At 28.9% G+C, this 25,540-nt stretch carries 22 protein-coding genes and 3 pseudogenes; 15 read left to right on the top strand and 10 right to left on the bottom strand.

The genetic code is table 11. From position 1 onward, the window contains the following. Window positions 1-6: 6 nt before the first annotated feature. The 8 genes from ACKGJI_RS06155 to trmA are packed head-to-tail and all read left to right on the top strand — an operon-like array spanning window position 7 to window position 9,169. Entirely contained in the window at window positions 7-924 is a 918-nt protein-coding gene (locus tag ACKGJI_RS06155; protein WP_458699404.1) for a methylenetetrahydrofolate reductase, read from the top strand. Continuing rightward, entirely contained in the window at window positions 921-2,435 is a 1,515-nt protein-coding gene (locus tag ACKGJI_RS06150; protein ID WP_458699402.1) for a B12-binding domain-containing radical SAM protein, read from the top strand. The genes ACKGJI_RS06155 and ACKGJI_RS06150 overlap by 4 nt, the downstream gene beginning before the upstream one ends. A 21-nt stretch (window positions 2,436-2,456) precedes the next feature. Then, window positions 2,457-3,380, top strand: a complete 924-nt coding sequence (locus tag ACKGJI_RS06145; RefSeq protein WP_458699400.1) for a mechanosensitive ion channel family protein — start codon at window positions 2,457-2,459, stop codon at window positions 3,378-3,380. After that, on the top strand, window positions 3,373-5,292 hold the full coding sequence (locus ACKGJI_RS06140; protein ID WP_458699398.1) for a TIGR00341 family protein: 1,920 nt from the start codon (window positions 3,373-3,375) through the stop codon (window positions 5,290-5,292). Before ACKGJI_RS06145 ends, ACKGJI_RS06140 begins: the two co-directional genes overlap by 8 nt. A gap of 11 nt (window positions 5,293-5,303) precedes the next feature. Next, complete coding sequence (gene corA / locus ACKGJI_RS06135) at window positions 5,304-6,347, top strand: magnesium/cobalt transporter CorA (RefSeq protein WP_458699396.1); 1,044 nt, start codon at window positions 5,304-5,306, stop codon at window positions 6,345-6,347. Between the two features lie 58 nt (window positions 6,348-6,405). Continuing rightward, entirely contained in the window at window positions 6,406-7,113 is a 708-nt protein-coding gene (locus ACKGJI_RS06130) for a DUF445 domain-containing protein (RefSeq protein WP_458701706.1), read from the top strand. A gap of 9 nt (window positions 7,114-7,122) precedes the next feature. Beyond that, window positions 7,123-8,076 carry a DNA adenine methylase gene (locus ACKGJI_RS06125; RefSeq protein WP_458699394.1) on the top strand — a complete coding sequence of 318 codons (954 nt, stop codon included), beginning with the start codon at window positions 7,123-7,125 and terminating at the stop codon, window positions 8,074-8,076. Further along, entirely contained in the window at window positions 8,066-9,169 is a 1,104-nt protein-coding gene (gene trmA, locus ACKGJI_RS06120; RefSeq protein WP_458699392.1) for a tRNA (uridine(54)-C5)-methyltransferase TrmA, read from the top strand. The genes ACKGJI_RS06125 and trmA overlap by 11 nt, the downstream gene beginning before the upstream one ends. A 6-nt stretch (window positions 9,170-9,175) precedes the next feature. On the opposite strand, the pseudogene ACKGJI_RS06115 reads toward trmA, so the two are convergent. Continuing rightward, window positions 9,176-9,670: pseudogene (locus tag ACKGJI_RS06115) on the bottom strand (methyl-accepting chemotaxis protein); the annotation flags it as partial. A 363-nt stretch (window positions 9,671-10,033) separates the two neighbouring features. After that, a pseudogene (locus ACKGJI_RS06110) lies at window positions 10,034-10,180 on the bottom strand (HAMP domain-containing protein); the annotation flags it as partial. 342 nt (window positions 10,181-10,522) lie between these two features. Here ACKGJI_RS06110 and ACKGJI_RS06105 point away from each other — a divergent pair. After that, entirely contained in the window at window positions 10,523-10,957 is a 435-nt protein-coding gene (locus ACKGJI_RS06105; RefSeq protein ID WP_458699390.1) for a CoA-binding protein, read from the top strand. Next, a complete protein-coding gene (gene ilvA, locus ACKGJI_RS06100; RefSeq protein ID WP_458699388.1) occupies window positions 10,958-12,169 on the top strand; it encodes a threonine ammonia-lyase in 1,212 nt (403 codons plus the stop codon). Between the two features lie 29 nt (window positions 12,170-12,198). On the opposite strand, the gene ACKGJI_RS06095 is transcribed toward ilvA, so the two are convergent. From ACKGJI_RS06095 to rarD, 6 genes are all read right to left on the bottom strand, one after another. Then, window positions 12,199-12,654 (bottom strand): hypothetical protein, encoded by a 456-nt coding sequence (locus tag ACKGJI_RS06095; RefSeq protein WP_458699386.1) that lies wholly within the window; start codon window positions 12,652-12,654, stop codon window positions 12,199-12,201. A gap of 142 nt (window positions 12,655-12,796) precedes the next feature. Continuing rightward, window positions 12,797-13,525 (bottom strand): amino acid ABC transporter ATP-binding protein, encoded by a 729-nt coding sequence (locus ACKGJI_RS06090; protein ID WP_458701705.1) that lies wholly within the window; start codon window positions 13,523-13,525, stop codon window positions 12,797-12,799. Window positions 13,526-13,548: 23 nt separating this feature from the next. Next, on the bottom strand, window positions 13,549-14,634 hold the full coding sequence (locus tag ACKGJI_RS06085; RefSeq protein WP_458699384.1) for an amino acid ABC transporter permease: 1,086 nt from the start codon (window positions 14,632-14,634) through the stop codon (window positions 13,549-13,551). Continuing rightward, window positions 14,634-15,788 (bottom strand): amino acid ABC transporter permease, encoded by a 1,155-nt coding sequence (locus tag ACKGJI_RS06080; RefSeq protein WP_458699382.1) that lies wholly within the window; start codon window positions 15,786-15,788, stop codon window positions 14,634-14,636. The genes ACKGJI_RS06085 and ACKGJI_RS06080 overlap by 1 nt, the downstream gene beginning before the upstream one ends. Window positions 15,789-15,888: 100 nt before the next feature. Continuing rightward, window positions 15,889-16,902, bottom strand: a complete 1,014-nt coding sequence (locus ACKGJI_RS06075) for an amino acid ABC transporter substrate-binding protein (RefSeq protein WP_458699380.1) — start codon at window positions 16,900-16,902, stop codon at window positions 15,889-15,891. Window positions 16,903-17,081: 179 nt separating this feature from the next. Further along, complete coding sequence (gene rarD, locus ACKGJI_RS06070; protein ID WP_458699378.1) at window positions 17,082-17,954, bottom strand: EamA family transporter RarD; 873 nt, start codon at window positions 17,952-17,954, stop codon at window positions 17,082-17,084. Between the two features lie 118 nt (window positions 17,955-18,072). On the opposite strand from rarD, the gene ACKGJI_RS06065 reads away from it, so the two are divergent. Further along, window positions 18,073-19,437 (top strand): class II 3-deoxy-7-phosphoheptulonate synthase, encoded by a 1,365-nt coding sequence (locus ACKGJI_RS06065; RefSeq protein ID WP_458699376.1) that lies wholly within the window; start codon window positions 18,073-18,075, stop codon window positions 19,435-19,437. Window positions 19,438-19,596: 159 nt separating this feature from the next. Here the strand turns inward: ACKGJI_RS06065 and ACKGJI_RS06060 are convergent. Then, a pseudogene (locus tag ACKGJI_RS06060) lies at window positions 19,597-20,055 on the bottom strand (ATP-binding cassette domain-containing protein); the annotation flags it as partial. Beyond that, window positions 20,042-21,277: a glutamate-5-semialdehyde dehydrogenase gene (locus ACKGJI_RS06055; protein ID WP_458699374.1), complete on the bottom strand. Its 1,236-nt coding sequence runs from the start codon at window positions 21,275-21,277 to the stop codon at window positions 20,042-20,044. The gene ACKGJI_RS06055 and the pseudogene ACKGJI_RS06060, both read right to left, overlap by 14 nt. A gap of 98 nt (window positions 21,278-21,375) precedes the next feature. Here ACKGJI_RS06055 and ACKGJI_RS06050 point away from each other — a divergent pair, with 98 nt between their 5' ends. Genes ACKGJI_RS06050 through ACKGJI_RS06035 form a run of 4 tightly spaced genes read left to right on the top strand, consistent with a single transcriptional unit; the run spans window position 21,376 to window position 25,537 of the window. Beyond that, complete coding sequence (locus tag ACKGJI_RS06050) at window positions 21,376-22,338, top strand: NAD(P)-binding domain-containing protein (protein ID WP_458699372.1); 963 nt, start codon at window positions 21,376-21,378, stop codon at window positions 22,336-22,338. A 1-nt stretch (window position 22,339) separates the two neighbouring features. Continuing rightward, window positions 22,340-24,490, top strand: coding sequence for a hypothetical protein (locus tag ACKGJI_RS06045; RefSeq protein WP_458699370.1), 2,151 nt, complete (start codon window positions 22,340-22,342; stop codon window positions 24,488-24,490). Next, entirely contained in the window at window positions 24,477-25,166 is a 690-nt protein-coding gene (locus ACKGJI_RS06040; protein ID WP_458699368.1) for a tRNA1(Val) (adenine(37)-N6)-methyltransferase, read from the top strand. The genes ACKGJI_RS06045 and ACKGJI_RS06040 overlap by 14 nt, the downstream gene beginning before the upstream one ends. Further along, window positions 25,160-25,537, top strand: coding sequence for a YkgJ family cysteine cluster protein (locus ACKGJI_RS06035; protein ID WP_458699366.1), 378 nt, complete (start codon window positions 25,160-25,162; stop codon window positions 25,535-25,537). The genes ACKGJI_RS06040 and ACKGJI_RS06035 overlap by 7 nt, the downstream gene beginning before the upstream one ends. Window positions 25,538-25,540: the final 3 nt, after the last annotated feature.

Below are 25,540 nucleotides of genomic sequence, written 5' to 3'. Positions count from 1 at the left end.
TTAGAGATGTTGAAAGAGAAGATAAAAAATAAAGAAAGTGGTATACTTTTTTATGGTATGACACCTCCAAAAGCTAAAAACACAAAAGAAGACTTAGATAGGATAGCTAAAAAGCATATTGAAAGAATTGAGCCTCTTGATATTGATGGTTTAGTTTTATATGATATTCAAGATGAGAGTGATAGAACAAAAGATGAAAGACCTTTTCCTTTTATAGAGACTATTGATCCGTGTGATTATGCTAAAAACTACCTTGATGCTCCTTTACATGTACCAGTTATCATTTATCGAGCAGTTGGAAAATATGCAAAAGATGAATTTACAAAGTGGATTGAAGATAGAAAAGGAAAAGATTTTTTTAGTGTATTTGTAGGAGCAGCTAGCAAAAATACAAAAGTTACTATCAATGTAGCTGAGGCATATGAGATTAAAAAAAGAGTTAATCCTGATATGATAATTGGTGGCATTATGATACCAGAACGACATAGTGTAAAAAAGGATGAGCACTTAAGAGTTTTTAAAAAAATTGAGAGTGGATGTGAGTTTTTTGTATCTCAATGCGTTTATGATTTGATGGGAGCAAAAAGATTTTTAGATGATTATGCTGTTTATGCAAAAGAGTACAATAAAGAGATGGTACCAATCATTTTTACGATTACTCCTTGTGGTTCATCTAAGACTTTGGATTTTATGAAATGGCTTGGCATAAATATACCAGCTCATTTAGAAGAGAGATTAAAAAATTCAGAAGATATTCTTGAAGAATCTGTAAAACTAAGTAGAGATATATTTGAAATTTTATATTTTTATGCAAAAGGCAAGGGCATTCCTATCGGATGTAATGTAGAAAGCGTTGCTATAAGAAAATCTGAAATTGATGCCTCGATTGAGCTTTTAAATGATATTAAAAAGATTATGAGTTGAAAAACATAGTTCTTTGTACATTTAATGCGAGATATACTCACACTTCAATAGGTCTTAGATATTTATATGCAAATTTAAAAGAGCTACAAAGTGATGCAATCATAAAAGAGTTTGTTATAAACTCTCAAGTAGCAGATGCAGTAGAAGAAGTTTTAAAAGAAAACCCAAAGATAGTAGGAATTGGTGCTTACATATGGAATGCAATTGAAGTTGGAGAGTTTATAAAAATCATAAAAAGTGTATCTCCCAAAACTATTTTAGTAGTAGGTGGTCCCGAAGCTAGTTATTTGCCTCATAGAGTTGATTTTAGTGAAGCTGATTATTTTATACAAGGCGAAGGTGATATTGCTTTTTATGAGCTTTGTAGAGCCTTATATGATGGAAAAAGCCCAAAGCAAAAATTTATCAAAGCTGATATAGTTGATTTAAGTAAAATCGAGCTTCCTTATAAGTATTACACAGACCATGATGTTGCAAATAGACAGTGCTATGTTGAGGCTAGTAGGGGATGTCCTTATTCTTGTGAGTTTTGTTTATCGTCCTTGGATAAAAAAGTAAGAAAAGTAGATACCAATAGATTTTTAAAAGAGATGGAAATACTTTGGGACAGAGGAGTTAGAAGTTTTAAATTTATAGATAGAACTTTTAACCAAGGTATAAGAACAGCAAATAGGCTGATGGATTTTTTTCTATCAAAAGAGCCTCCATATTTTATACACTTTGAAGTTATACCAGATAATTTTCCTGAATCTATAAAACAAAGGATTAAAGAATTTCCTCCAGCTTCACTGCAACTTGAAGTTGGAATTCAAACTTTAGATCCTGTGATTTCTAAAAATATATATAGAAAATTAAACATAGAAAAAATTAGAACAAATTTAGAATTCTTAGAAAACGAGACAAAAGCTCATCTACATGTAGATTTGATTATCGGTTTGCCTGGTGAGAGTGTAGAGCAGTTCGGCAAAAATTTGGATTTACTTTACAGTATGACAAAGTGTGAAATACAGTTAGGAATATTAAAAAAGTTATCAGGTACGACTTTAAATAGACATGACAAAGAGTTTGGTATGGTTTATTCAAATAAGCCTCCATATGATATTTTACAAAATGATTTGATTCCTTTTGCAAAAATGCAAGAGATGAAAAGGTTTGCAAGATTTTGGGATATTGTATATAACAGTGGAAATTTTAAAAAAACTGTAACATATCTTTTTAGAGATGGAAAAGTTTTTGATGGCTTTTTAGCGTTTAGTAGATGGATATACAATCAAACTCAATCAACTTGGCAAATTTCACTAGATAGATTAGCATATCTTATTTACAACTACTTAACGCAAGAGCTACATGTAGAAGAACAAATAGCTAAAGAAAATCTAAAAGAAGACATACTAAGAGTAGAAGGAAGAAAGCTTCCAAAGTTTTTAAGAATGGAGATTAAAAATAAAAAAACAAGAAAAGAAGAAACTAAAACTTTCAATAAAAGACAATTAAAACATAATGTAGTATAATAAATAAAAAGAGGTATAAATATGGTTAGCAAGGATCTTTTAGAGATTTTTGAGCAATTATCGAAGATACTTAATTTTTCTTTATTTAAAATTAACAATATAAACTTTACTCTTATGTCGGTGATAGGATTAGTATTAATTTTGCTAATTGGCTTTAGTTTTGCTAGAGCATATAAAAAATATATAAGTTCTCTTGCTAATAACCCAAAACATCCTTTAGAACAAGAAACTGCAACTATTATATCTGTTCTTGGCTATTATGGGATTTTTTTAATTACTATATTATTTGCTCTTAATTACTCAGGTATAGATTTAACTTCCCTTACTATAATTATGAGTGCACTTTCTGTTGGAATTGGGTTTGGTTTGCAAGCTATTATATCAAATTTTGTATCAGGTCTTGTTATACTTTTTGAACAGTCTATTAAAATTGGAGATTATATAGATATATCATCAAATGGGCTTATTGGAAAAGTTACAGATATAAGAATGAGATATACAAGTATACTTACATTTGATAATATAGAGGTTATTGTTCCAAACAAGACATTAATAGAAAATAATGTAATCAATTGGACAATGAGTGATAGAATCAAAAGGCTTAAGATACCTTTTGGTGTTGCTTATGGAACTGATGCTAAAAAAGTAGACGAGGCTATAATACCAGCAATAATGAAAATTGAAAAAGATTTTATAAAGAATGATGAAGATAAATTACCACGATGCGTAATGACTGGATTAGGTGAGAGTAGTGTTGATTTTGAATTATGGATTTGGATAAGAGTTGGTATAAAAAATCAAATGCCACCAGGTATTACCAAAGATGATATATTAAGAACAATATATAAGGCTTTAAATGATAATAATATAACAATACCTTTTCCACAACAAGATGTTCATATAATATCAACACCAAAAAAATTAGAAAGTAATTTAAATGTATAAAAATATTTTTTTGGTTGTTTCAAATGTAGATGATAAAGATGAATATAAAGTTATATTTGATTATTTTAAAGAAAAATATAATATCAAGCCAGAGTTGTTAAGTTTTAGAGAGGTACTAAACAAATCAGATGATGATTTTTATACTAGTACGAATTTTATGTTTTATTTATCTGATGATGAAATGAAATTATTTTTAAATAACAACTTAAAATACAATTTAAATATATCAATATTACCAAATGATAATTGTTCTAATGCCATTAAAGCATTTGATATTTCTTCTAATTTATATGAAGCTATTGATGATGGCTTAAATTGTGAGTTACTTAGCAGTGTAGATCTTTTAAAATGTAATGATATTATAGTTTTTAATAAAGTAATTATAGGTGATATGCACGGTTTGAATAGAATAGCATCAAGTAGGAGCTCTTTTTTTCAAAAAGCTTTACTTTTTTTCCATAATTTAAAAGGATTACAATTTAAAAACTATAACTTTTTAATTTCAAAGGAAAAGAAATTTCATACAGTTGCTACTGGTATAACAATTTTAGAACAATCTTTAAGAGAAGATAAAGATAAAATTGATGATAAATTATCAATTCGTGATGGAAAATTAAATGCTTTCATATTAGCTCCTACATCATTGATAGCATACCTATGGTATCTTATACTTATGTTTTTTTATGAAAAAATATCTATACAAAAATTACCAGATGGCTTAGGTTATATAAAATCTTCTAGATTAATTATAACTTCTAACGAGTCCATAAATCTATTAATTGATGATAGTTTAATTTGTTCAAAAGAACTTGAATTTATTGTTTACAAAAAAATTATTAATTTACATCTTGGTAGGAATTTGGCAAAAGAAGTTAAATTAGAAACAGATAAAGGCGAAATACAAGATATAATTAATGTTAAGACATTGCCTAAAAATGAGCTTGAGGATATACTAATTAGAGGCAAATTACCTTTCTTTAAAAAAGCTAGTGAAGAGGATTTTAAAGAATTATTTACTAGCTTGAGAAATGATGCAAAAATTTCCTCTGTATTTATAACTCTTATCATTTTAAGTACTCTACTTGCCACTGTAGGTTTATTTGCAAATTCAGCTCCAGTGATTATAGGTGCTATGATTTTAGCACCTTTAATGTCTCCTATTGTGTCCTTCTCAATGGGTATTATAAGAGGTGATAAATCACTAATAAATAGAAGTATTAAAACGCTTTTTTATGGCATAAATATAGCTATAATTTTTTCTGCTATTTTTACACTGCTAATTCCAATAAAAGAAATAACACCTGAAATGACAAGTAGATTAAATCCAAATTTATTTGACTTAATGGTAGCTGTCTTTTCTGGTATCGCTGGTGCATATGCCTCGTCAAAAGCAGAAGTTGCAAAATCTCTTGCTGGAGTTGCTATAGCTGTTGCACTTGTTCCTCCATTGAGTGTTACTGGTATTGGTATTGGAATGCTTGATTTTAAAATTATTTATGGATCATTTTTGCTTTTTATTACAAACTTAGTCGGTATTACTTTGAGTGCAGGTTTTACATTTACAGTACTTGGTTATTCTCCTGTACATAAGGCAAAAAAAGCAATTTTATATACATCTTTTATGCTTTTTATGATTTCTATACCTCTTTATTTTTCATTTGTTAGTTTAATTGAAAAAAATAAATATTTTAATTCATTAAAGTCAATAAATATTGTTCATATTAATAGCAAAAAACTTGAAATTAAGCCTCTAGATATTAAGAGCATAAACAATAAATTAATAATTGAACTAAAAGTTTTATCTTCAAAAACAATAACTGATGAAGAAATACGTATACTTAAAGATATGATAGAGAAAAAAATCAATAAAAACATAGTTCTAAAAGCAAGTATAAACTTAAAAATTGAATAAAAAGAGAAGGAATGAAAGAAAAAATTGGATTATCTCCTGGAAGTGCCATTTATACGGGCACAATAGAGTGTAAAGAACCTGCAATAAGATTAATATCATACAATGAAGATACTATAATATTAAAAGATCAACTGACACTAAAAAAACTGATGCAATTTTTAAAAACATCTGCTGATAAAATATCATGGATACATGTAGAGCCCATTAGTGATCAAGAAAAAATTTCAGAAATTGGTAATGCCTTTTCATTACACCCTCTAGTAGTAGAAGATATTTTATCAGTTACTCATAGACCAAAAGCAGAAGAATTTGATGAATATACATTTGTGATCTTTAAAAGTGTATCGTATGATAAAGGATTTTTAGATTTTTCTCAAATTTCTTTTGTCTTGAAAGATAATAATTTAATAAGTTTTGCTGACTTAAGTGAAGATAGGTTTGATAGTATAGTCAAGAGATTATATAGAGTAGGTTCTAGAACTAGAAAATATGATATAGAATATCTTTTTTTTACTCTTATTGATTATATTGTTGATGGATATTTCAAAGTCCTTGAAGAAATTGGTGATGAAATAGAAGATTTAGAAGATGAAATATTAAATAATCCAAGTCAAAATAGTATTAATAAAATACATAAAATGAAGCAAACACTAATGAATCTCAAAAAAAATATTTGGCCTATGAGAGAAGTTATTAATGCTCTTATGCATTCTGAAAAATTCGATACTAAATATAATGTATATATTAGAGATGTGTATGAACATGTAATTAATATCATGGATATAATTGAGAATTATAAAGATACGACTTCTGGTTTTTTAGATATTTATCTATCAGCTTTAAGTAATAGAATGAACGAAATAATGAAAACTCTATCAATAATTTCAACAATATTTATTCCACTTTCTTTTTTAACTGGATATTTTGGAATGAATTTTATTTCTATGTCTGAAGGTATTTTAAAATCAAATGATTCTTACATATATACAAATATTATTATGTTAATAATCCCTATAGTTTTAATTGCATATTTTAAGATTAGAAAGTGGTTTTGATTTTAAATTAATATGAATTATTAAAAAAAACTGTATAATTGCAAAAAAAATTAGGAGGATAAGCGTGAATAAAGGTTTAATTACCAACATATTTTTACTTTTGATTTTTGCTATTTCATTTTTGGATACACAATTTAGTAGGTATTTTTTATATATTGGTCTTTTTGGACTCTCTGGAGCAATTACAAATCAAATTGCAATCCATATGCTTTTTGAAAAAGTTCCTTTGTTTTATGGATCTGGTGTAATTGAGCTAAGATTTGAAGCTTTTAAAAGCTCAATAAAAGATTTAATGATGGAGCAGTTTTTTACTCGAGAACAACTAGATAACTTCTTTCAGAAAGAGGAAAAAAAGATTGATTTAGCTCCAATCATTGAAAAAACAGATTTTTCACCAGCATTTGATGCTTTAAGTCAAGCTGTAATGGAATCACAATTTGGTGGTATGCTAAGTATGTTTGGAGGAGCTGGAGCGTTAGAAGGGCTTCGTGAACCTTTTAGTCAAAAACTAAAAAACTCTATTGTAACAATTTCTCAAAGTGAAACTTTTAACAAAACTTTACAAGAAACGCTTAAAAGCTCAACCCTAAGTGATGATATGCTAAAGTCAATCGAATCTATGATAGATAAAAGATTAGATGAATTGACTCCAAAAATGGTAAAAGAAATCGTACAGAACTTTATAAGAGAGCATCTTGGTTGGCTAGTCGTTTGGGGTGGATTTTTTGGTGGACTTATTGGTTTGATTTCTACTTTTTTTATGTAAAGCTATAAGTTGAATTATATTGGCTCTAAAAAATTTTTACTTGATTTTATAGAAAATAGCATAGTAAAAATTACAGGGGATATTAACGATAAAATTTTTTGTGATTTATTTGCTGGAACCGGTGTGGTTTCAGCTCATTTTAAAAACAAAGTAAAACAAGTACTAGCAAATGATATAGAGCCTTATTCTTATGTATTAGTAAGAAATAAAATTCAAAATAAAAAAAGATGTGCTTTAGATAAAATTGTTTTTGAGCCATTTGAAGGTTTTATTTGTAAAGAATATGCTTTAAAAAGAAGTTATTTTTCAAAAGAAAATGCAAAAACAATAGATGGTTTTAGAATAGCAATAGAGAAAAACTTTGATAAAAATGATGATGAGTATTATTTTGCATTAGCTTCTTTAATATATTCAGCAGATAGGGTTGCAAACACTACTGGAGTTTATGGCTCATACCTAAAAAAACTAAAGTATATGGCTAAAACCAAGATGAAAATCTTACCATATGACTTTGAAGTCAATAAAAATGAGCATAAAGTTTATAATGAAGATGCAAATCAATTAATAAAATCAATTTGTGGAGATATTTTATATCTTGATCCACCATATAATCACAGGCAATATGGTCTTAATTATCATATCTTAAATACAATAGTTGATTATAAAGAATTTGATGTCTTAGGCAAGAGTGGATTAAGAGATTATTATCGCTCAGATTATTGTAAGGTAAATCAAGCCAAGTTTGCCTTAGAGGATTTGATTAAAAATGCACAATTTAAATACATCTTTTTAAGTTACTCAGATGATGGAATTTTAGATAAAATAACAATTGAAAAAATTTTTACTAAATTTGGTAAATATACTAGATTTACAAAGCCTCATCCTCGCTTAAGAGTTAGTAAAAACTCAAAAAAGGGTGAAGTTATAGAATACTTACATGTATTGGAGAAAAATGGATTGTAAATATTTTGGAAAGTGTGGTAGCTGTACACTTTATGAGCTTAATTATGACGAACAAATAGTACATAAAAAAAACTTTATAAGTGAGTTATTTGAAGATTTTAAGATTAGTGATTTTGACATCTTTAAAAGCCCAAGCAAAAACTATAGAAATAGAGCAGAGTTTAGAATATGGCATGATAAAGATAAAATTAGTTATGCTATGAATGGTGTAAATAAAAAAGATATTGTAAAGATTGATGAATATCCAAAAGTTGTTAAAAAAATTGCTGATTTGATGGAGTCATTGAGGTTAGAAATTGAGCAATATGATATTTTAAGAGATAAACTTTTTAGTATTGAGTTTTTATCATCATCTAACAAAGTTTTAGTTTCACTTCTTTATCACAAAAAAGTTGATGATGAGTGGAGTAAGTATGCAAAAAAATTGGAAGATAAATTTAATATATCAGTCATAGGAAGAAGTAGGAAAATCAAAAAAGTCATAAGCGATGATTTTGTGATTGATGAGCTACATGTAAAGAACAAATCCTATACTTATAAGATAATTGAAGGTGGATTTTCTCAGCCAAATAGTTTTTTAAATACAAAAATGATTGAGTGGGTAACTCTACATGTAAAAAATCCAAGAGATTTGCTTGAACTTTACTGCGGACATGGAAATTTTACAATTCCTTTGTCATTTAAATTTAATAAAGTTTTAGCAACTGAAATCTCAAAATCTTCTATAAAATCAGCTAAATTTAGTTGTGTTAAAAATGGTGTTGAAAATATTGAATTTTTAAGGATGAGCGTAGAAGAGTTAACAAGTGCTTTGAAAAAAGAGCGAGAATTTAATAGGCTAAAAGATATAAATCTTGATGATTATGATTTTTCACATGTATTTGTTGATCCTCCAAGAGCTGGAATTGATGAAAAAAGTTTGGAGTTTATCTCGCAATTTGAAAATATAATATATATTTCATGTAATCCGATAACTTTAAAAAGAGATTTAAAAATTTTAAAAAATAAATTTAAAATTGAAAAATTTGCTATATTTGATCAATTTCCTCACACTTTACATGTAGAAAGTGGAGTAATTTTAAAAAAGGTATAAGTTTTCTTATACCTCAAATTCATTTAGCTTTGAAGTCACACTTATAGTATGCTCTCTTAACTCATCAGTTTTTTGACTTAATTTTTCAGCATTATTGTTGTTTTCTTTTGAAAACTCTAAAATAGAATCAATTTTATTGATGATGTTTTCAATATCTTTTGTTAGATTGTTTGTTACATTTGCAGAATTTGATGAAATCTGTGATGTTTTAGTCATGATTTCTTGCGTTTTGATAATATCATCTTTTGCTTTGTTTGATTTATTTACTAATTCTTCTATAAATTTAAAGTTTTTATTCATTTGTTCACTTGCATTTGAGACTCCTTGAACTATTACATTTATAGTCATGTCAATTTCTGATAGTGAGTGTTGGGTTCTTTCTGCGAGATTTCTAACTTCATCAGCAACAACAGCAAAACCTCTTCCATGCTCACCAGCCCTTGCGGCTTCAATAGCAGCGTTTAGTGCCAATAGATTTGTTTGGTCTGCTATATCACTAATAACTTCAAGAATATTTTTTACCTGCTCTGTTTCGCTGTTTAATTGTTGTAATTTTTCTGAACTCTCTGCTTCTACTTGTGAGGCATACTGAATATTGCTAACTAACTCTTTTACATCTTTAACTGTATCATTTAATGTTTGCGAAGCTGCTTTTGTTTCACTGCTTGCCAAACTTGAATCTTTTGTTACATTAAGAAGATTTGATTGAATCACATCTCCAATATTTTTTGTTTCTTCCACTACCTTAAACTCTTTAGAAATTCTATTTTTAATTTGAGATGAAATACTTAAAAATTCGTTTGCTACTTCTTCATTTTGATTAGAAGTATTTTTTGCAATTTTTACTGTATCGTGAATTTTTGATATAAATTTGTTTATGTTTTGTGATAGATAAGAAATTTCATCTTTTGATTTTACATTTATGCGTTTTTTTAAATCTCCACTTCCACTTGCTAAATCTATGCTTATTTTGCTTAAATCATCAACAGAGTCAGTAATACTTTTAACCATTACATATGTAAAAAAGATAAAAAAAATCAAACCTACAATAGAGCCAGTAATTAAAATAGTTTTAGAAAAGTCTAATGATGCTAAAAAATCATTATTTGCTAAATTATATTTATCTTTTAAATTAGAGAACAAAAATAAAACAAGTAAAATATTAGATGTAAATCCAGCTGCAGTCGTAGCTACCAAAATCCAACCTTTAGATTTTATGCTTATATTTCTTAACCATTGCATCAAGAATCCTTAAAAAGTAAAATTTAAAATACTATTATATTACTTTAAAACAAAAAGCTTCTTAAAAGTAAGCTTGTGTTAAACTTAATGCAAAAATTATGGGAGCTAGATATGGAATGTCCAATGCCAACAGTTAATACAAATGATGATGCAAAACTGAAAGAGATTTTTGAGAATACAAAAACTATTGCTATTATTGGCTTGTCACCTGATGAAACAAAAGCAAGCAATATGGTTGCAAAATACTTACAGTCCAAAGGCTACAAAATAATACCAGTTTATCCAAAGGAAGATACTATACTAGGAGAAAAAGTATATAGAAGCCTTGAAGAGATAGAAGAAAAAGTTGATATGGTTGATATGTTTAGAAAACCATCTTTTGCTGATGAATTAGTAGAAATTGCTAAAAAAAGAGGTGATGTCAAATACTTTTGGTTGCAGCTTGGCATCGTAAATGATGATGCTTTTAAAAAGGCACAAGAGTATGGAATGGTTGCAGTTCAAAATAAATGTTCTAAAGTAGAGCATAAAAGGTTATTTGGATAAATGATACAGTTAAGTGAAATAGTACAAGCAAAAAGAAGAGTGAGTCGTGTTGTTAATAGAACTTCATTTATTTTTGCACCAAATTTGAGTGATGAAGTTGGAGCAAGTGTATATCTGAAAAAAGAAAATTTACAAATTACCGGAGCTTATAAGATTAGAGGAGCTTACAATAAAATAGCAACTCTAAATGACGAAGAAAGAGCAAAAGGCGTAATTGCTGCAAGTGCTGGTAATCATGCACAAGGAGTTGCTTATAGTGCTAGAGAGTTTGGTATAAAAGCAACTATTGTAATGCCTGAGGCTACTCCCTTACTAAAAGTTACTGGAACAAAAGATTTGGGTGCAGATGTAATTTTACATGGTGATAATTATGATGAGGCATATTCGTATGCATTAGATCATGCAAAAAAACATGAAATGACATTTATACATCCATTTGAAGATGAAGAGGTAATTGCTGGTCAAGGAACTGTTGCTTTAGAAATGCTTGATGATGTAAATGATTTAAATTATGTAGTTGTACCAATTGGTGGAGGAGGGCTTATTAGTGGTGTTGCTAGTGCCATTAAGCAACTTGATCCAAAAATAAAGGTTATTGGTGTAAATGCTCATGGAGCTCCAGCGATGCATAACTCATTTAAAGCAAAAAAACCACTCAATCTTAAAAGTGTTAGAACAATAGCAGATGGAATTGCAGTAAGAGATGTTAGCGAATCAAATCTAGAGCATATCTTAGAATGTGTTGATGAAGTTGTAACGGTTGATGATGAAGAAATTGCAAATGCTATTTTATTTTTACTTGAAAAACAAAAATTAGTTGTTGAAGGTGGAGGAGCTGCTAGTGTTGCAGCTATTATGCACAAAAAGTTTAAATTCAACTCTAAAGCTAAGATTGGAGCAATTTTAAGCGGTGGAAACATTGATGTTCAAATGCTCTCAGTAATCATTGAAAAAGGCCTTATCAAATCTCATAGAAAGATGAAACTACTGATTACTCTTATTGATAAGCCAGGAGCTCTTATGAGGCTCACTGATGTATTAAGAATCGCAAATGCAAATATTATTGAAATTGATTATGATAGAACATCAACAAAATTGTCTTATGGTGATGCAAAGATTACAATAGTGATTGAGACAAAAGGAAAAGAGCATCAAGATTTTGTTATGAAAGAATTAACAAAAAATGGCTACGCAGCTGAAATAGAAGTATAAATTAAAAGCTTGGTTTTTCCCAAGCTTTTTTATAAATTTTGATAAATCTTATGAAGTTCATCTCTTAGCTCATCAGCTAATTTTTCTCCATCTACTACATTGTTTCTTAAAAAATCATCTACTTTACTTAAAACTTCAAAAAGTTCACTTTCAATTTCATCTGGAGCTTTGTTTTTTGCTAGAAGAGTTTCAAAAAATACTAATTTTCTTAAAAAATCAGATAAAAGCTCAACATACTCTTCCTCTTTTGTTTTATCTACAAGAATATATTTTGGATTTTCCTTGTTTTTTGAGCTATCAATATCTGCTTTTATCTCTCTAATAAAATTTTGAATTTCAACAGAAAATTTTGAATATTTTTCAAAATTGTTTTTAACACTAACTCTATTGTCAGCTTGACTAGCAATATGCTTTATTTGTTTTATCAAAATAAAAGCTACGACTGCGACTACAAATATAACTGGAAAAAGTTGATCTAGCATCATTTATCATTACCTTAAAATATTTTTTTTGATTATACTCACCCTAAACTAAAGCATAACAGGAGTACAAAGATTGGTTTAGGATGGGTATTATACCTGATTTTTGTAAAGGGTTAATTAATCTAACCCTTTACCTGTAAAGATTTTAGTGAGAAAGAATTTGATCTAAGAATACTTTTAATCTATCTGATTCTGGATTATTGAAAAACTCTTCAGGTGTGTTTTCTTCTACGATTTGTCCTGCATCCATAAATATAACCCTATCAGCAACTTTTTTTGCAAAACCCATCTCATGAGTAACACAAATCATTGTTCTACCTTCTTGTGCAAGTTCAACCATAACATCAAGAACCTCACTTACCATTTCAGGATCAAGTGCACTTGTAGGCTCATCAAAAAGCATTACATTTGGGTTTTTACAAAGACTTCTAGCAATAGCCACACGCTGTTGCTGACCACCGCTTAACTGATTTGGATATTTATCAGCCTGATCTGCAATACCAACTCTTTTTAGATATTTCATTGCAGTTTCAATTGCTTCTTTTTTGGGAGTGTTTTTAACCCATGTTGGAGCCAATGTGAGATTATCTAAGATCGTTAAATGTGGAAATAGATTAAAATGCTGAAAAACAAAACCAACATCTTCTCTAATTGCTTTGATTTTCTTGATATCATCAGTCACTTCAATGCCATCAACTGTGATTGTTCCTTCTTGGAATTGCTCAAGATAATTTATACATCTAATCATAGTAGATTTTCCACTACCACTTGGGCCACAAACTACGATGATTTCTCCTCTTTTAACTTCTAAATTTATATTTTTTAGTACGTGAAAATCTCCGTACCATTTGTTTAAGTTTTTTATCTCAATTATATTGTCTTTTTTCATAATACTTCCTACTTCAAATCTGTGTTAAATTTTTCTTCTAATATTTTAGAATATCTACTCATACCATAACAAAATATCCAAAAGATTATGGTTACAAAAACATAACCTTCAGTCTCCATACCAAGCCAATTTGCATCAGCTGCTGTGATTCTTACCATACCTAAAAGATCAAATAGTCCAATAATAAGTACCAATGTTGTATCTTGGAATAATGAAATAAAAGCTCCAACAAGGTTTGGTATAGCAACTTTTAGTGCTTGCGGTAAAATAACCAATATCATTTTTTGCCAGTATGATAATCCAATTGCATCTGCAGCTTCATATTGACCTTTAGAGATTGATTGAAGACCACCTCTAATAATCTCAGCAACATAAGCAGCTTGAAACAGCGTGATACCAATGAGAGCACGAAGTAGTTTATCAAAAGTCATTCCTTCTGGGAAAAATAGAGGTAATATAATAGAAGACATAAATAAAATAGTAATTAGTGGAACACCTCTAATGAATTCAACATATGTAACACATATACTTCTGATAATCGGCAGGTTAGATGCTCTACCAAATGCAATTATAATTCCAATAGGAAAAGAAAATATAATACCAACTGCAGCTACCACTATAGTTAGCATCAATCCGCCCCATTTGTCAGTTGGAATAACTTCTAAACCAAATAGTCCACCATTTACTAAAATAAAAGCAACTATCATATAGATGTTAAAAAGTGCAAATTTTATCTTTGAATTCTTGATAAATTTAAAAGCGCCCATTAAAACAATAAATAAACCAAATCCAGTATTTAGTCTCCAAATTTGTTCTTGTGGATAAAATCCGTAAAGAAACATATCTAATTTCATTTTGATAAATACCCAACAAGCACCATCGCCACCACAATCATTTCTTGTAGTTCCAGCAAAGTTTGCATCTGTATATGCCCATTGTATAAATGGAGGAATTATTACATATAAAATGTAAATTCCAAGAAATGTTAATACAACATTTGTTGGAGTTGAAAAAAGATTATCTTTTAACCAGTGAATTACGCCTTTTGTATTGGCAGGTGCTGGTTTTGCTTCTACTTGATTATATACTGCCATTATCTTTCCTTAATTCTCATTTTGTGATTAAACCAATTTAATATTGCTGATACTAATAAACTGATTGTTAGATAAACTAACATTGTCATAGCAATAATCTCAATTGCCTGCCCTGTTTGATTTAGTGAAGTACCTGAAAATACAGTTACAATTTCAGGGTATCCAACAGCAGTTGCAAGTGATGAGTTCTTAACTAAGTTTAGATATTGGTTTATTGTTGGTGGGATTGCTATCCTTATGGCTTGAGGAAGAACAACAAGTTTAAGTGCTTGATAGCCATTTAATCCAATGGAAGCAGCTGCTTCTTTTTGTCCTTTACTAACAGCCTCTATACCGCTTCTTATAGCTTCAGCAATAAAAGTTGCTGTATAAATAACAAGCGCAAATGTTAAAGCTAAAAATTCTGGAGAGATAGCTTTACCACCTCTAAAATTAAATCCTTTTAATTGTGGATAATCAAAATTAAAATTTGCACCACCAATAATATATGCAACAAATGGAGCTATTACAAAAAGAGCAAGTCCAACAAGTACAACAGGAAAATATTTACCAGTTTCTTCTTGTCTTTTATCTGCCCATTTATTAATAATATAAACAACAATAGCAACAACAATAAAACTTAACAGCACTGATATAGTTGTTGAGTTCCAATCAGGGCGTGGAAGATATAAACCTCTGTTGTTCATAAAAATTCCACCGATAAGTTCTATACTTCCTCTTGGTGAAGGTAATGCTTTTAAAACAACATTGTACCAGAACAGTATTTGAAGAAGTACTGGAATATTTCTAAAAATATCAATATAAGCAGCAGCGATTTTTTTAATAAGCCAGTTATTTGATAATCTCAAAACCCCAATTATAAGACCCAATATAGTTGCTAGTATAATTCCAACAACACCTATAATGATCGTATTTGAAAGTCCTACTAAAAATACTCTAAAATGCGTATCGCTTTGTGTAAATTCAATAGGAGCTTCATCTATATTAAAACCAGCTGTACTATTTAAAAAGTCAAAACCAGTTTTTATGCCTCTTTGTTCTATATTGGCAACTGTATTTGCTCCAATATACCACAAAAAAGCAACTAATCCAATAATAGTCAAAATTTGAAATATTATACCTCTAATTTTTTGATTTCTTAAGAGCTGCATCATAACCAAGCTTCTCCTCTAAACATTAACATCAATATCCTTAATAATAAAAATTAAAAAAGGGATAACATAATGCTATCCCTTATAGTATATTTATATACGATTATCTAAATGGAGGAGAATATTGCAATCCACCTTTAGTCCATAAAGCATTAATTCCTCTTTCTATTTTAAGTGGAGTATTTACACCAACATTTCTTTCAAATACTTCACCATAGTTTCCAACTTGTTTAATTACGTTGTAAGCCCAATCAGCACTTAATCCTAAGTTAGCTCCTAGTTTACCTTCAACGCCAAGTATTCTTCTAATAGTAGGATTTTTTGAATTTTTCTTTAAATCATCTACATTTTTACTTGTAATTCCATGCTCTTCAGCAGCAACCATTGCGTTATAAGACCATTTTACTATATTAAACCAAGCATCATCACCTTGTCTTACAACAGGACCTAATGGCTCTTTTGAAATAATTTCAGGAAGTACTATATGAGCTGAACTATCTTTTAGTTTAGTTCTCAAGCCATATAGTTGAGAAGCATCAGAAGTAAGAACATCACATCTTCCATTCTCATAAGCTTTTACAACTTGGTCGTTACCATCATAAGCAACTGATTTATACTTCATACCTTCTTTTTTAAAGTAATCAGCAACATTCATTTCAGTTGTTGTACCAGTTTGGATACATACTGAAGCACCATCTAATTCTTTTGCACTTTTAACACCAAGGTCTTTTCTTACCATAAAACCTTGACCATCATAGTAGTTCACTCCAGCAAAATTTAATCCAAGAGAAGTATCTCTTGTTTGAGTCCAAGTTGTGTTTCTATAAAGAACATCAATTTCACCAGATTGAAGTGCTGCCAATCTTTCTTTTGCATTTAAAGATATATATTTAACCTTATTTGCATCCCCTAATACTGCAGCTGCAACTGCACGACATCCATCAACATCCATACCTTTGTGTTTGCCACCACTTAAGATTTCAGAAAATCCTGGTAGTCCACCATCTATACCACATTTTACGTAGCCTTGTGCCTTTGTGTCTTCTAATGTTCCAGCAGTTGCACTCATTCCAACAAGTGCTAACGCAGCTAATGACAATTTTGCGAATTTAGTCATGTGAATCCTTTTAAGTTTAAATATATTTATATTTCCAAAATTAGTTTTTTAATTTTAGAAACAAATAACATAGTAATTCTACACAAATAAACACTATCTGAGATTAAAAAGACAAATATTATCTTTCTTATTTAAAAAAATTTCAAAATTGTTTCATACTGTAACAATTCTGATATAATTTATTTTTTCTTTGGAATTGAAAATATAGCAAGTGCTACCCATATAATTATAAATGTTACTAATTTATCTTTATTAAATGGCTCGTGATACAAAAATATAGCTAAGAGAAAGGATAAACTAGGGCCTATGTATTGTAAAAAACCTAATTTTATCATTGATATTCTTGTAGCTGCGGAATTAAACCAAATAAGAGGTATGATAGTAATAAAACCTGCTAATATAAGTAAAATAGTTGTTTTATCCAGTGAAAATGTAAATGCTGACATTTCATTTGCTTGTAAATATATGAAATATAAAAGTGCAAATGGTGAAATTAAAAGTGTTTCTATAAATAAGCCTGAAATTGATTCTACATGTATCTTTTTTCTAACCAATCCATAAAAACCAAAGCTAAGAGCTAATATGATTGATATGACAGGTAACTCACCAAGAGTATATAACTGATACAAGATTGCTATAAAAGCTAAAAATATAGCAAATACTCTACTCTTGTTAACTCTTTCTTTAAAAAACAGATATCCAAGTATTACATTTACTAATGGATTAATATAATACCCCAAACTAGCTTCGACAATTTTATTGTTTGAAATAGCCCAAATAAAAGTAAGCCAATTTAATGAAACTAGTATTGCTGATAAAAATAAAAGCTTTAATTTCTTTTTATTTCGCATTACAATCAATACATTTGAAGTTGTTTTAGTAATTAAAATAATCATTAACAAAAAAATAACTGACCATAAAATTCTATGAACAAGTACTTCAAATGCACTTACATGACTAACACTTTTAAAATATATCGGAACTAAGCCCCAAAAGCTAAAAGCCAAAATTGCATAAAGTGTTCCTTGTTTATCTTGCGTAAAATTTTTCAAACTTGATGCCCTTTAAAAAATTGGTATTATATCCTAAATTTAGCATATTAATTCATATAAGCAACATTTTTGTTCTTTTTTTATATAATCAATAAATTTTTTAAAAGAGGTACATAAAATGAGTAAGTGGCAAAGAGATTCTTGGAGAAATTTTCCAATAAAGCAACAACCAACATATCCAGATTTAGATAGTTTAAAAAAAGTTGAGGCTGAACTAAACAAATTTCCACCACTTGTTTTTGCTGGAGAAGTCAGAAAGTTAAAAGCAGAATTAGCAAAAGTTTGTCGTGGTGAAGCATTTTTACTGCAAGGTGGAGATTGTGCTGAGAGTTTTAGTGAGTTTAACGCTGATAATATAAGAGATATGTTTAAAGTAATGATGCAAATGGCTGTTGTTTTAACATTTGCAGGTGGTTGTCCTGTTGTAAAAGTAGGAAGATTAGCTGGTCAGTTTGCAAAACCTAGAAGCAGTGATTTTGAAGAAATAAATGGTGTTAAATTACCTAGTTATCGTGGTGACATCATTAATGGCAATGAATTTGATGAAGCTGCTAGAATTCCTGATCCAAATAGAATGATAAAAGCATATAATCAATCAAGTGCTACTATGAACCTTCTTCGCGCATTTGCTAGAGGTGGTTTGGCTGATTTGCATAAGGTACATAAATGGAACTTGGCATTTGTAAAAGATGGCTCTTTGGGTGAGCAGTATCAAAACTTGGCTGATAAAATCACAGAAACACTTAATTTTATGGAAGCTTGTGGTATTAATTCTCAAAATTCACCAACTATAAATGAGACAACACTATATACTTCTCATGAAGCATTACTTATGAATTACGAAGAAGCGCTTACTAGAGAAGATAGTCTTAGTGGTGATTGGTATGATTGTTCTGCTCATATGCTATGGATAGGAGATAGAACAAGAGATGTTGATGGAGCTCATGTAGAATTTTTAAGTGGAGTAAAAAACCCTGTTGGAGTAAAAGCTGGCCCAACTATGACACCTGAAAATCTTTTACAAATCATAGAAAAACTAAACCCAGAAAATGAAGAAGGTAGATTAAATATCATTGTTAGAATGGGTGCAGATAAAATTGAAAATGAATTTCCAAAGCTTGTGAGAGCTGTTAAAGAAGCTGGAAAAAATGTAATTTGGAGTATAGACCCAATGCATGGCAATACTATTAAAACTTCCAATAACTATAAAACAAGAGAGTTTTCAGAAGTCTTAAGAGAAGTAAAAGGATTTTTTAGAGTTCATAAAGAAGAAGGAACGATTCCTGGTGGAGTTCATCTTGAAATGACTGGTCAAAATGTAACAGAGTGTGTTGGTGGAAGTGCAAAACTTAGTGAAAAAGACTTAGAAGATAGATACCATACTCATTGTGATCCAAGACTAAATGCTGATCAAGCTTTAGAATTGGCATTTTTAATTGCCCAATCGTTAAAAGAAGCAAGAGCTAGGATAAAAGGGGCTTAACCCTTTTAAAGTACCTAATCATAAAGTGGTTAGGTACTTATCCAACCTAATTATTTTATTGCTACACCATGAAGCTAAGTCTAAATCATGTGTGATTAGTAATATCCCAACCCTATCTAAAAATTTAACTAAAAGTCTCATAACTTCTAATCCTGTTATATTGTCTAATGCACTAGTCGGCTCATCTGCTAAAAGAAGTTCAGGTTTCATTAGCAAAGCTCTTAGGATTGAGCATCTTTGAAGTTGTCCCCCACTTAATTTATGAGGCTTGGCATCTAAAAGAGAGGTGTCAAGCTCTAAAGCTTTACAAATTTCTTCATAACCTTCTAGCCCAGCAACTTCACTGATTTGGTTTTTAATAGTATATGTTGGATGAAAAGATGTGTAAGGGTCTTGAAATATTTGAGCTATTTTTTTACTTTTTATACTGCCTTTTATAGGTCTTAAATTGCCTGTAATTAGCTCAAAAAGAGTACTTTTTCCACTGCCACTAGCTCCTACTATTGAGACTATTTCTCCTTTTTTTACATGTAAAGAAAAATCTTTGTATAGAAGATGTGAATTTTTGTACCCAAAGTTTAGATTTTCAACTTTTAGTACAATATTATTCTCTTGCATTTCCCTGCCCATAGATTTTGAATTTATAGGTTGTTAAATCATTTATGCCCATTGGACCGCGTGAATGAAGTTTGTTTGTACTAATTCCAACTTCTGCTCCAAAACCAAATTCACTACCATCAGTAAATCTGGTACTTGCATTTAAGTATACACATGCTGAATCTACCATATCTAAAAATTTCTCAGCTACTATATAGTTTTGTGTAATTATAGCTTCTGAATGCCCTGAGCTGTGAGTATTTATATGTTCTATCGCCTCATCTACATCTTTAACAATTTTAATAGAGAGAATATTGTCTAAATATTCTGTATGAAAATCTTCTTCACTTGCAAGTTTTACATCAATTTGTTTTATGGTATTTTCACATCCTCTAAGTTCAGTATTGTGCTTGTCAAACTCTTCTTTTAATTTTTTTAAGACTTTATCTGCAATTTTAGCATGGACTAGCAGAGTTTCCATTGCATTACAAACTCCTGTTCTTTGGCATTTTGCATTTATGGCTATCTTTATAGCATCCTCTATATTTGCATCTTTATCAATATAAGTATGACATAATCCTTTATCATGTTTTATAACTGGAATTGTTGCATTTTGTGAAATATATCTAATAAGACTTTCCCCACCTCTTGGTATAATTAAATCAATATATTTATCCATTTTAATCAATTTAGCCATAGCTTCACGAGAACTATCAGGAACAAGAGATATTATCTCTTTTGGAAGTGAGTTTTGCTCTAGTGTATTTTGTAAAATTTTAGCAATAATTTCATTGCTAAAGTATGCTTCTTTTCCACCTTTTAAAACACAAACATTTCCACTTTTAAAACAAAGTGCTGCTGTATCGCTTGTAACATTTGGGCGACTTTCATAGATTATGGAAATTACTCCAATAGGAACAGATACTTTTTCTATCCTAAGACCACTTGGAACTACCCAACCATCAAGTATTTTTCCTACAGGCTCACTAAGCATTGCAATTTCTTCGATAGCCTTAGCCATTGATTCAATTCTTTGTTCATTTAAAAACAATCTATCTAAAAGTGCTGAACTTAAAGCATTTTGCTTTGCATTGTGCATATCTTTTTCATTTTCTTTTATAATTAAATGGGAATTCTCTCTTATAGCATTTGCCATATCATTTAAAACCTTTAATTTCTTTTTTGGGCTTAATGTTGATATTATGCTTGATGATGACTTGAGCTTTTTTAGAAAATTTTCCATATCTGGTTCCTTTTTGTCTTCTAGTAATAAACATTTTAAACTTATATTCTACAGTTTTTAGTTATAATATATCATTAAATACTAATTAGGTGGGAAAAATGCAACAAGTATATGATTTGATAATTATTGGTGGTGGACCTGGTGGAATTGGTGCTGCTGTTGAAGCTAAAATATTGGGGTTAAAAGATATACTTTTAATAGAAAAGGGAGATAACCACTCTCAAACAATTAGAAAATTTTATAAAGACAATAAAAGAGTAGATAAAGACTACAAAGAAAATGTAGTAGAGCTAAAAGGAAATGTTGAATTTTTTGATGGTACAAAAGAGAGTACTCTTGATTATTTTGATAGACTTTTAGATAACGAAGAAATTGATACAGCGTTTAATTCTGAAGTTGAGAAAATCAAGAAGAGTGATGGAGTTTTTCAAGTTATAACATCTAAAGCAGGGTATGCTGCTAAAAATATAATCATAGCTATTGGTACAATGGGTAAACCAAATAAACCAAGCTATAAAATTCCTCCATCAATTAGAGATAGAGTTAACTTTAATTTAGATAAATGTACTCAAGGAGAAAAGATTTTACTAGTTGGCGGTGGAAACTCTGCAGTTGAATACGCAATAGAACTTTCAAAAACAAATACTGTTACACTAGTTTATAGAAGAGAAAAGTTTTCAAGACTTAATGAAATCAATGAAAAGATGATATACGAATACAACGGACAAGAAAAACTTAGATTAAGAATGGGAACAGATATAATATCTTTAGAGAATGAAAGTGGACTTGTAAAAGTAAACTTTACTGATGGATATTACACTATATATGATAGAGTAATTTATGCAATTGGAGGAACTACTCCTATTGATTTCTTAAAACTTTGTGGTGTTACATTTGATGAAAATAAAAAGCCAATTTTTGATGAAAACTTTGAAACTGAAACTGAAGGGCTATACCTAGCTGGAGATATTGCAGTTCAAAGTGGTGGCTCAATTGCAGTTGCGCTTAACCATGCGCACCACATAGTGAGTCATATATTAGAAAAATCTAACAAAGCATAGAATGAAAGATAACAAAAACTCATTTTTATTATTTTTAAATATAACGCTAGGACTACTTTTAGTTGGTAGCGTTATGTTTAGTTATTTTTTTGGAAATTTTGGTGGTATTAGTTTAAAAGAATTAAATGAGCAGTATGTTGAAAAAAACTCTTTAAAGTTTGAAGACTTACCTAAAAATATCCAAAAAAAATATATCAGTAAATCAAAGCTAAAAGTTACTCCTAGTGATGATTCTGCACTTGAAAAACTTTTTGATGAAGATGGAAATCCAATTGATATACAAATAACAGATGAAGATGAGTTTTTAAAAATCTTAAAATCACTTCAGCAAAGAGTAGCTTTTTTAGAAAGAGAAAATATATCTCTAAATAGCGATAAAGAAGAACTTTTAAAAGCTATAAAAGAAGAACAAGCAAAAAACGCAAATAACAAAAAGTCAATTTTGACAAGTAATTTAGAAAAAATCAATGAAGCAGAAAAACAACATTTCAAAAACATCAGCATTCTAACAGCTAAGATAAATGATTTACAAAGAGACAATATTAGACTATCTCAACAATTAAACTCAAAAGAAGACAGTTTAAGTCAAGAAGTTGAGAAACTAAAAAAAGAGTTAAAAGTACAAAAAGATTTACTCAAGAAAAAGGAAGATAAAATCCTAGCAGATCAAAAAAAGAAACTTGATTTACTCTTGATAAAAAAAGATGACTTAGAAAAGAAAATAAGTTTTCTTGATGAAAAACTCAAACTAGACAATACTAATTTTTTAGAAAAAATAAATGAAAAAAATAAACAAATTTCAGATTTACAAGATAAAATCAATGAATTAGTTTTAGAAAAAAACAGAATACTTACAAACAAAACAAAAGAAATACTAGAGCTTGAAGATAAAAACAGTAAAAAACTTCAAGAGTTTAGTGACATCATAAAAAATAATAATATAGAAAAAGATGAAATTAAAAATAAATATAATTTAACTATAAAAAAACTTGAAGAAAACTATAAAAATCAGATTGAAAAGCTAAAAAAACAAAAGCAAGAAATTCAATCAAGACTTGAAGAAAATACAAAAAAATTAAATGATGAATTCACAAATACATCTAAACTAAGTAATGAAATACAACTTTTAAAAGATAAAAATAATGACATACAAAAGAAAATGCAAGCTAAACAAGATAAAATATTACAATTAAATGACAAAATTTCTGCTTTAGAAAAAGAAAAAGATAGCATAAAAAAAAGTATACAAAAGCAAATAGAACAAAACAACCAAAAACACAATAAAAACTACAAAATACTAAATGAAAAAATAGCTATGTATGAAAGCAAGATAAGTGACTTATCAGCACAAAGTGAAAAAAATTCTAAACAGTTAATAGCAGAAAAAAACATCTTAGAAAAAGAGCTTGAGAAAGATAAACAAGAATTAAGTGATAAAAAACTAACTATAAAAAATTTAGAACAAAATATAAAAGATTTAGAACAAAATATAAAAGATTTAGAAAATGAAAATGAAAAATTAAAATTAAGTGATAATGAAAAAATAAAAGAGTTAAACAATGCTTTTGAAGAGTTAAAACTAAATGTCATCAAAAAAGAAAATGAATATAAAAAGATCATTAAAAATCTAAAAAATGAAGCTCTATCTTATGAAGAAAAGCTCTTAGCTTGGAATAAAGATAAAGAAAAACTAAGAAAATATATACTTGATATTACTGCATTAAAAAAGAAACTAAAAGAACTAGGTAGTAAAAAAGAAAATGCAATTCCAAGTAAACTAACACTGCTTGGAAGTATCGAATGTGATGATATGCCAAGTGGAAATTTCAAAATAACTTCTACATGTAAGAAAAAAGTTGATAAGTTTTTGGACAAATATGATAAAAATAATTTTTATGAAGTAATCCCAATAGTAGGAACAAGCGGATTTGCTTCATTGGAAAAAGTAAGAAATGATAAGAGTTTAGGCATACCTGATAGTGAAATCAAAAGACTTACTGATCTTGCAAACATAGGACTTAGTAGACATAGAGCAAAAGAGGGTGGATGGCTTATAAGAGAAAAATTTGGAGAAGATGTAAAAATTAGTTATACAGTTTATAGTATTGAATCAAAAGATAAAAGAGGATTTATAATCCGTGTGTATAGATAAAACACTTTATCTATATCAAAATAAAGATGGGTATAGATTTAACAGTGATACCTTGGCTTTGTATGATTTTATATCAAGGTTTAATCCTAAAAAAAATGTTTTAGATGTAGGAAGTGGAAGTGGGATTTTAGGTCTTTTAATAAAAAGGGATTTTAATATAGACTTAAGTAGCATTGATATACAGCAAAAGCATATTGAATTAACTCAAAAAAGTGCTATAAAAAACAATCTACATGTAAAGACTATTTGTGAGAATTTTTTAAGTTGTAATTTTGATGAAAAATTTGATTTTGTTGTTTCAAATCCTCCTTTTTACCATATGGGAAGTCAAAAATCTGAAGATAAGTCATTGCAAATTAGCAGGTACGCTCAATCATTACCATTAGAGAATTTTGTAAAAAAAGTTTCTTCAATCTTAAGCCCAAGAGGAAGTTTTATATTTTGCTATGATGCAAAGCAGATAGATGCAATTTTTAGTGTTCTTTTAAAATATAAAATTAAGCCTGTAGAGCTTAGATTTGTGCATACAAAAAAATCAAATGATGCTAAGTTAGCTTTGATTTGTGCAAAAAAAAGTTCTAAAAGTTTAGTAAAAGTTTTACCTCCTTTAATAATGCAAAGTGAAGAGATGGAAAAAATTTATGATAAATGCAAGACAAAGAGTATAGAATGTTAGATATAATAAAAGAAAAAGGTTATGAGTTTTCATTTGATCCAAACTTTTGTGAAGGTTGTGGTGGAAAATGTTGTATTGGTGAAAGTGGATATATTTGGGTAACTCCAAAAGAGATAGAGAGTATCGCTAATAAACTAAATTTAAAAAAAGACGACTTTATAAATAGTTATTTAGATAAAGTTAGATATCGTTACAGTATAAAAGAAGAAGTTTATAAAGATGGGTTTAGGTGTGTTTTTTTTGATACCGAAAAATTGCAATGTAGTATCTATGAAGTAAGGCCATTGCAATGTAGAAAATTTCCCTTTTGGGAACATTTTAAAACAAATATAGAAGAGGTAAAACAAGAGTGTCCAGGTATATTAGTTTAGTAT

This window comes from Sulfurospirillum sp. 1307, from assembly GCF_054408545.1.
This window is presented reverse-complemented; position numbering and strand designations above follow the sequence as displayed.

What these genes read in the sequence shown, in the direction of transcription:
- ACKGJI_RS06155 (WP_458699404.1), top strand. Translation starts at nt 7, where the DNA reads ATGTTGAAAGAGAAGATAAAAAATAAAGAAAGTGGTATACTTTTTTAT.
- ACKGJI_RS06145 (WP_458699400.1), top strand. Translation starts at nt 2,457, where the DNA reads ATGGTTAGCAAGGATCTTTTAGAGATTTTTGAGCAATTATCGAAGATA.
- ACKGJI_RS06140 (WP_458699398.1), top strand. Translation starts at nt 3,373, where the DNA reads ATGTATAAAAATATTTTTTTGGTTGTTTCAAATGTAGATGATAAAGAT.
- corA (WP_458699396.1), top strand. Translation starts at nt 5,304, where the DNA reads ATGAAAGAAAAAATTGGATTATCTCCTGGAAGTGCCATTTATACGGGC.
- trmA (WP_458699392.1), top strand. Translation starts at nt 8,066, where the DNA reads ATGGATTGTAAATATTTTGGAAAGTGTGGTAGCTGTACACTTTATGAG.
- ACKGJI_RS06105 (WP_458699390.1), top strand. Translation starts at nt 10,523, where the DNA reads ATGGAATGTCCAATGCCAACAGTTAATACAAATGATGATGCAAAACTG.
- ilvA (WP_458699388.1), top strand. Translation starts at nt 10,958, where the DNA reads ATGATACAGTTAAGTGAAATAGTACAAGCAAAAAGAAGAGTGAGTCGT.
- ACKGJI_RS06095 (WP_458699386.1), bottom strand. Translation starts at nt 12,654, where the DNA reads ATGATGCTAGATCAACTTTTTCCAGTTATATTTGTAGTCGCAGTCGTA.
- ACKGJI_RS06085 (WP_458699384.1), bottom strand. Translation starts at nt 14,634, where the DNA reads ATGGCAGTATATAATCAAGTAGAAGCAAAACCAGCACCTGCCAATACA.
- ACKGJI_RS06080 (WP_458699382.1), bottom strand. Translation starts at nt 15,788, where the DNA reads ATGATGCAGCTCTTAAGAAATCAAAAAATTAGAGGTATAATATTTCAA.
- ACKGJI_RS06075 (WP_458699380.1), bottom strand. Translation starts at nt 16,902, where the DNA reads ATGACTAAATTCGCAAAATTGTCATTAGCTGCGTTAGCACTTGTTGGA.
- ACKGJI_RS06065 (WP_458699376.1), top strand. Translation starts at nt 18,073, where the DNA reads ATGAGTAAGTGGCAAAGAGATTCTTGGAGAAATTTTCCAATAAAGCAA.
- ACKGJI_RS06055 (WP_458699374.1), bottom strand. Translation starts at nt 21,277, where the DNA reads ATGGAAAATTTTCTAAAAAAGCTCAAGTCATCATCAAGCATAATATCA.
- ACKGJI_RS06050 (WP_458699372.1), top strand. Translation starts at nt 21,376, where the DNA reads ATGCAACAAGTATATGATTTGATAATTATTGGTGGTGGACCTGGTGGA.
- ACKGJI_RS06045 (WP_458699370.1), top strand. Translation starts at nt 22,340, where the DNA reads ATGAAAGATAACAAAAACTCATTTTTATTATTTTTAAATATAACGCTA.
- ACKGJI_RS06035 (WP_458699366.1), top strand. Translation starts at nt 25,160, where the DNA reads ATGTTAGATATAATAAAAGAAAAAGGTTATGAGTTTTCATTTGATCCA.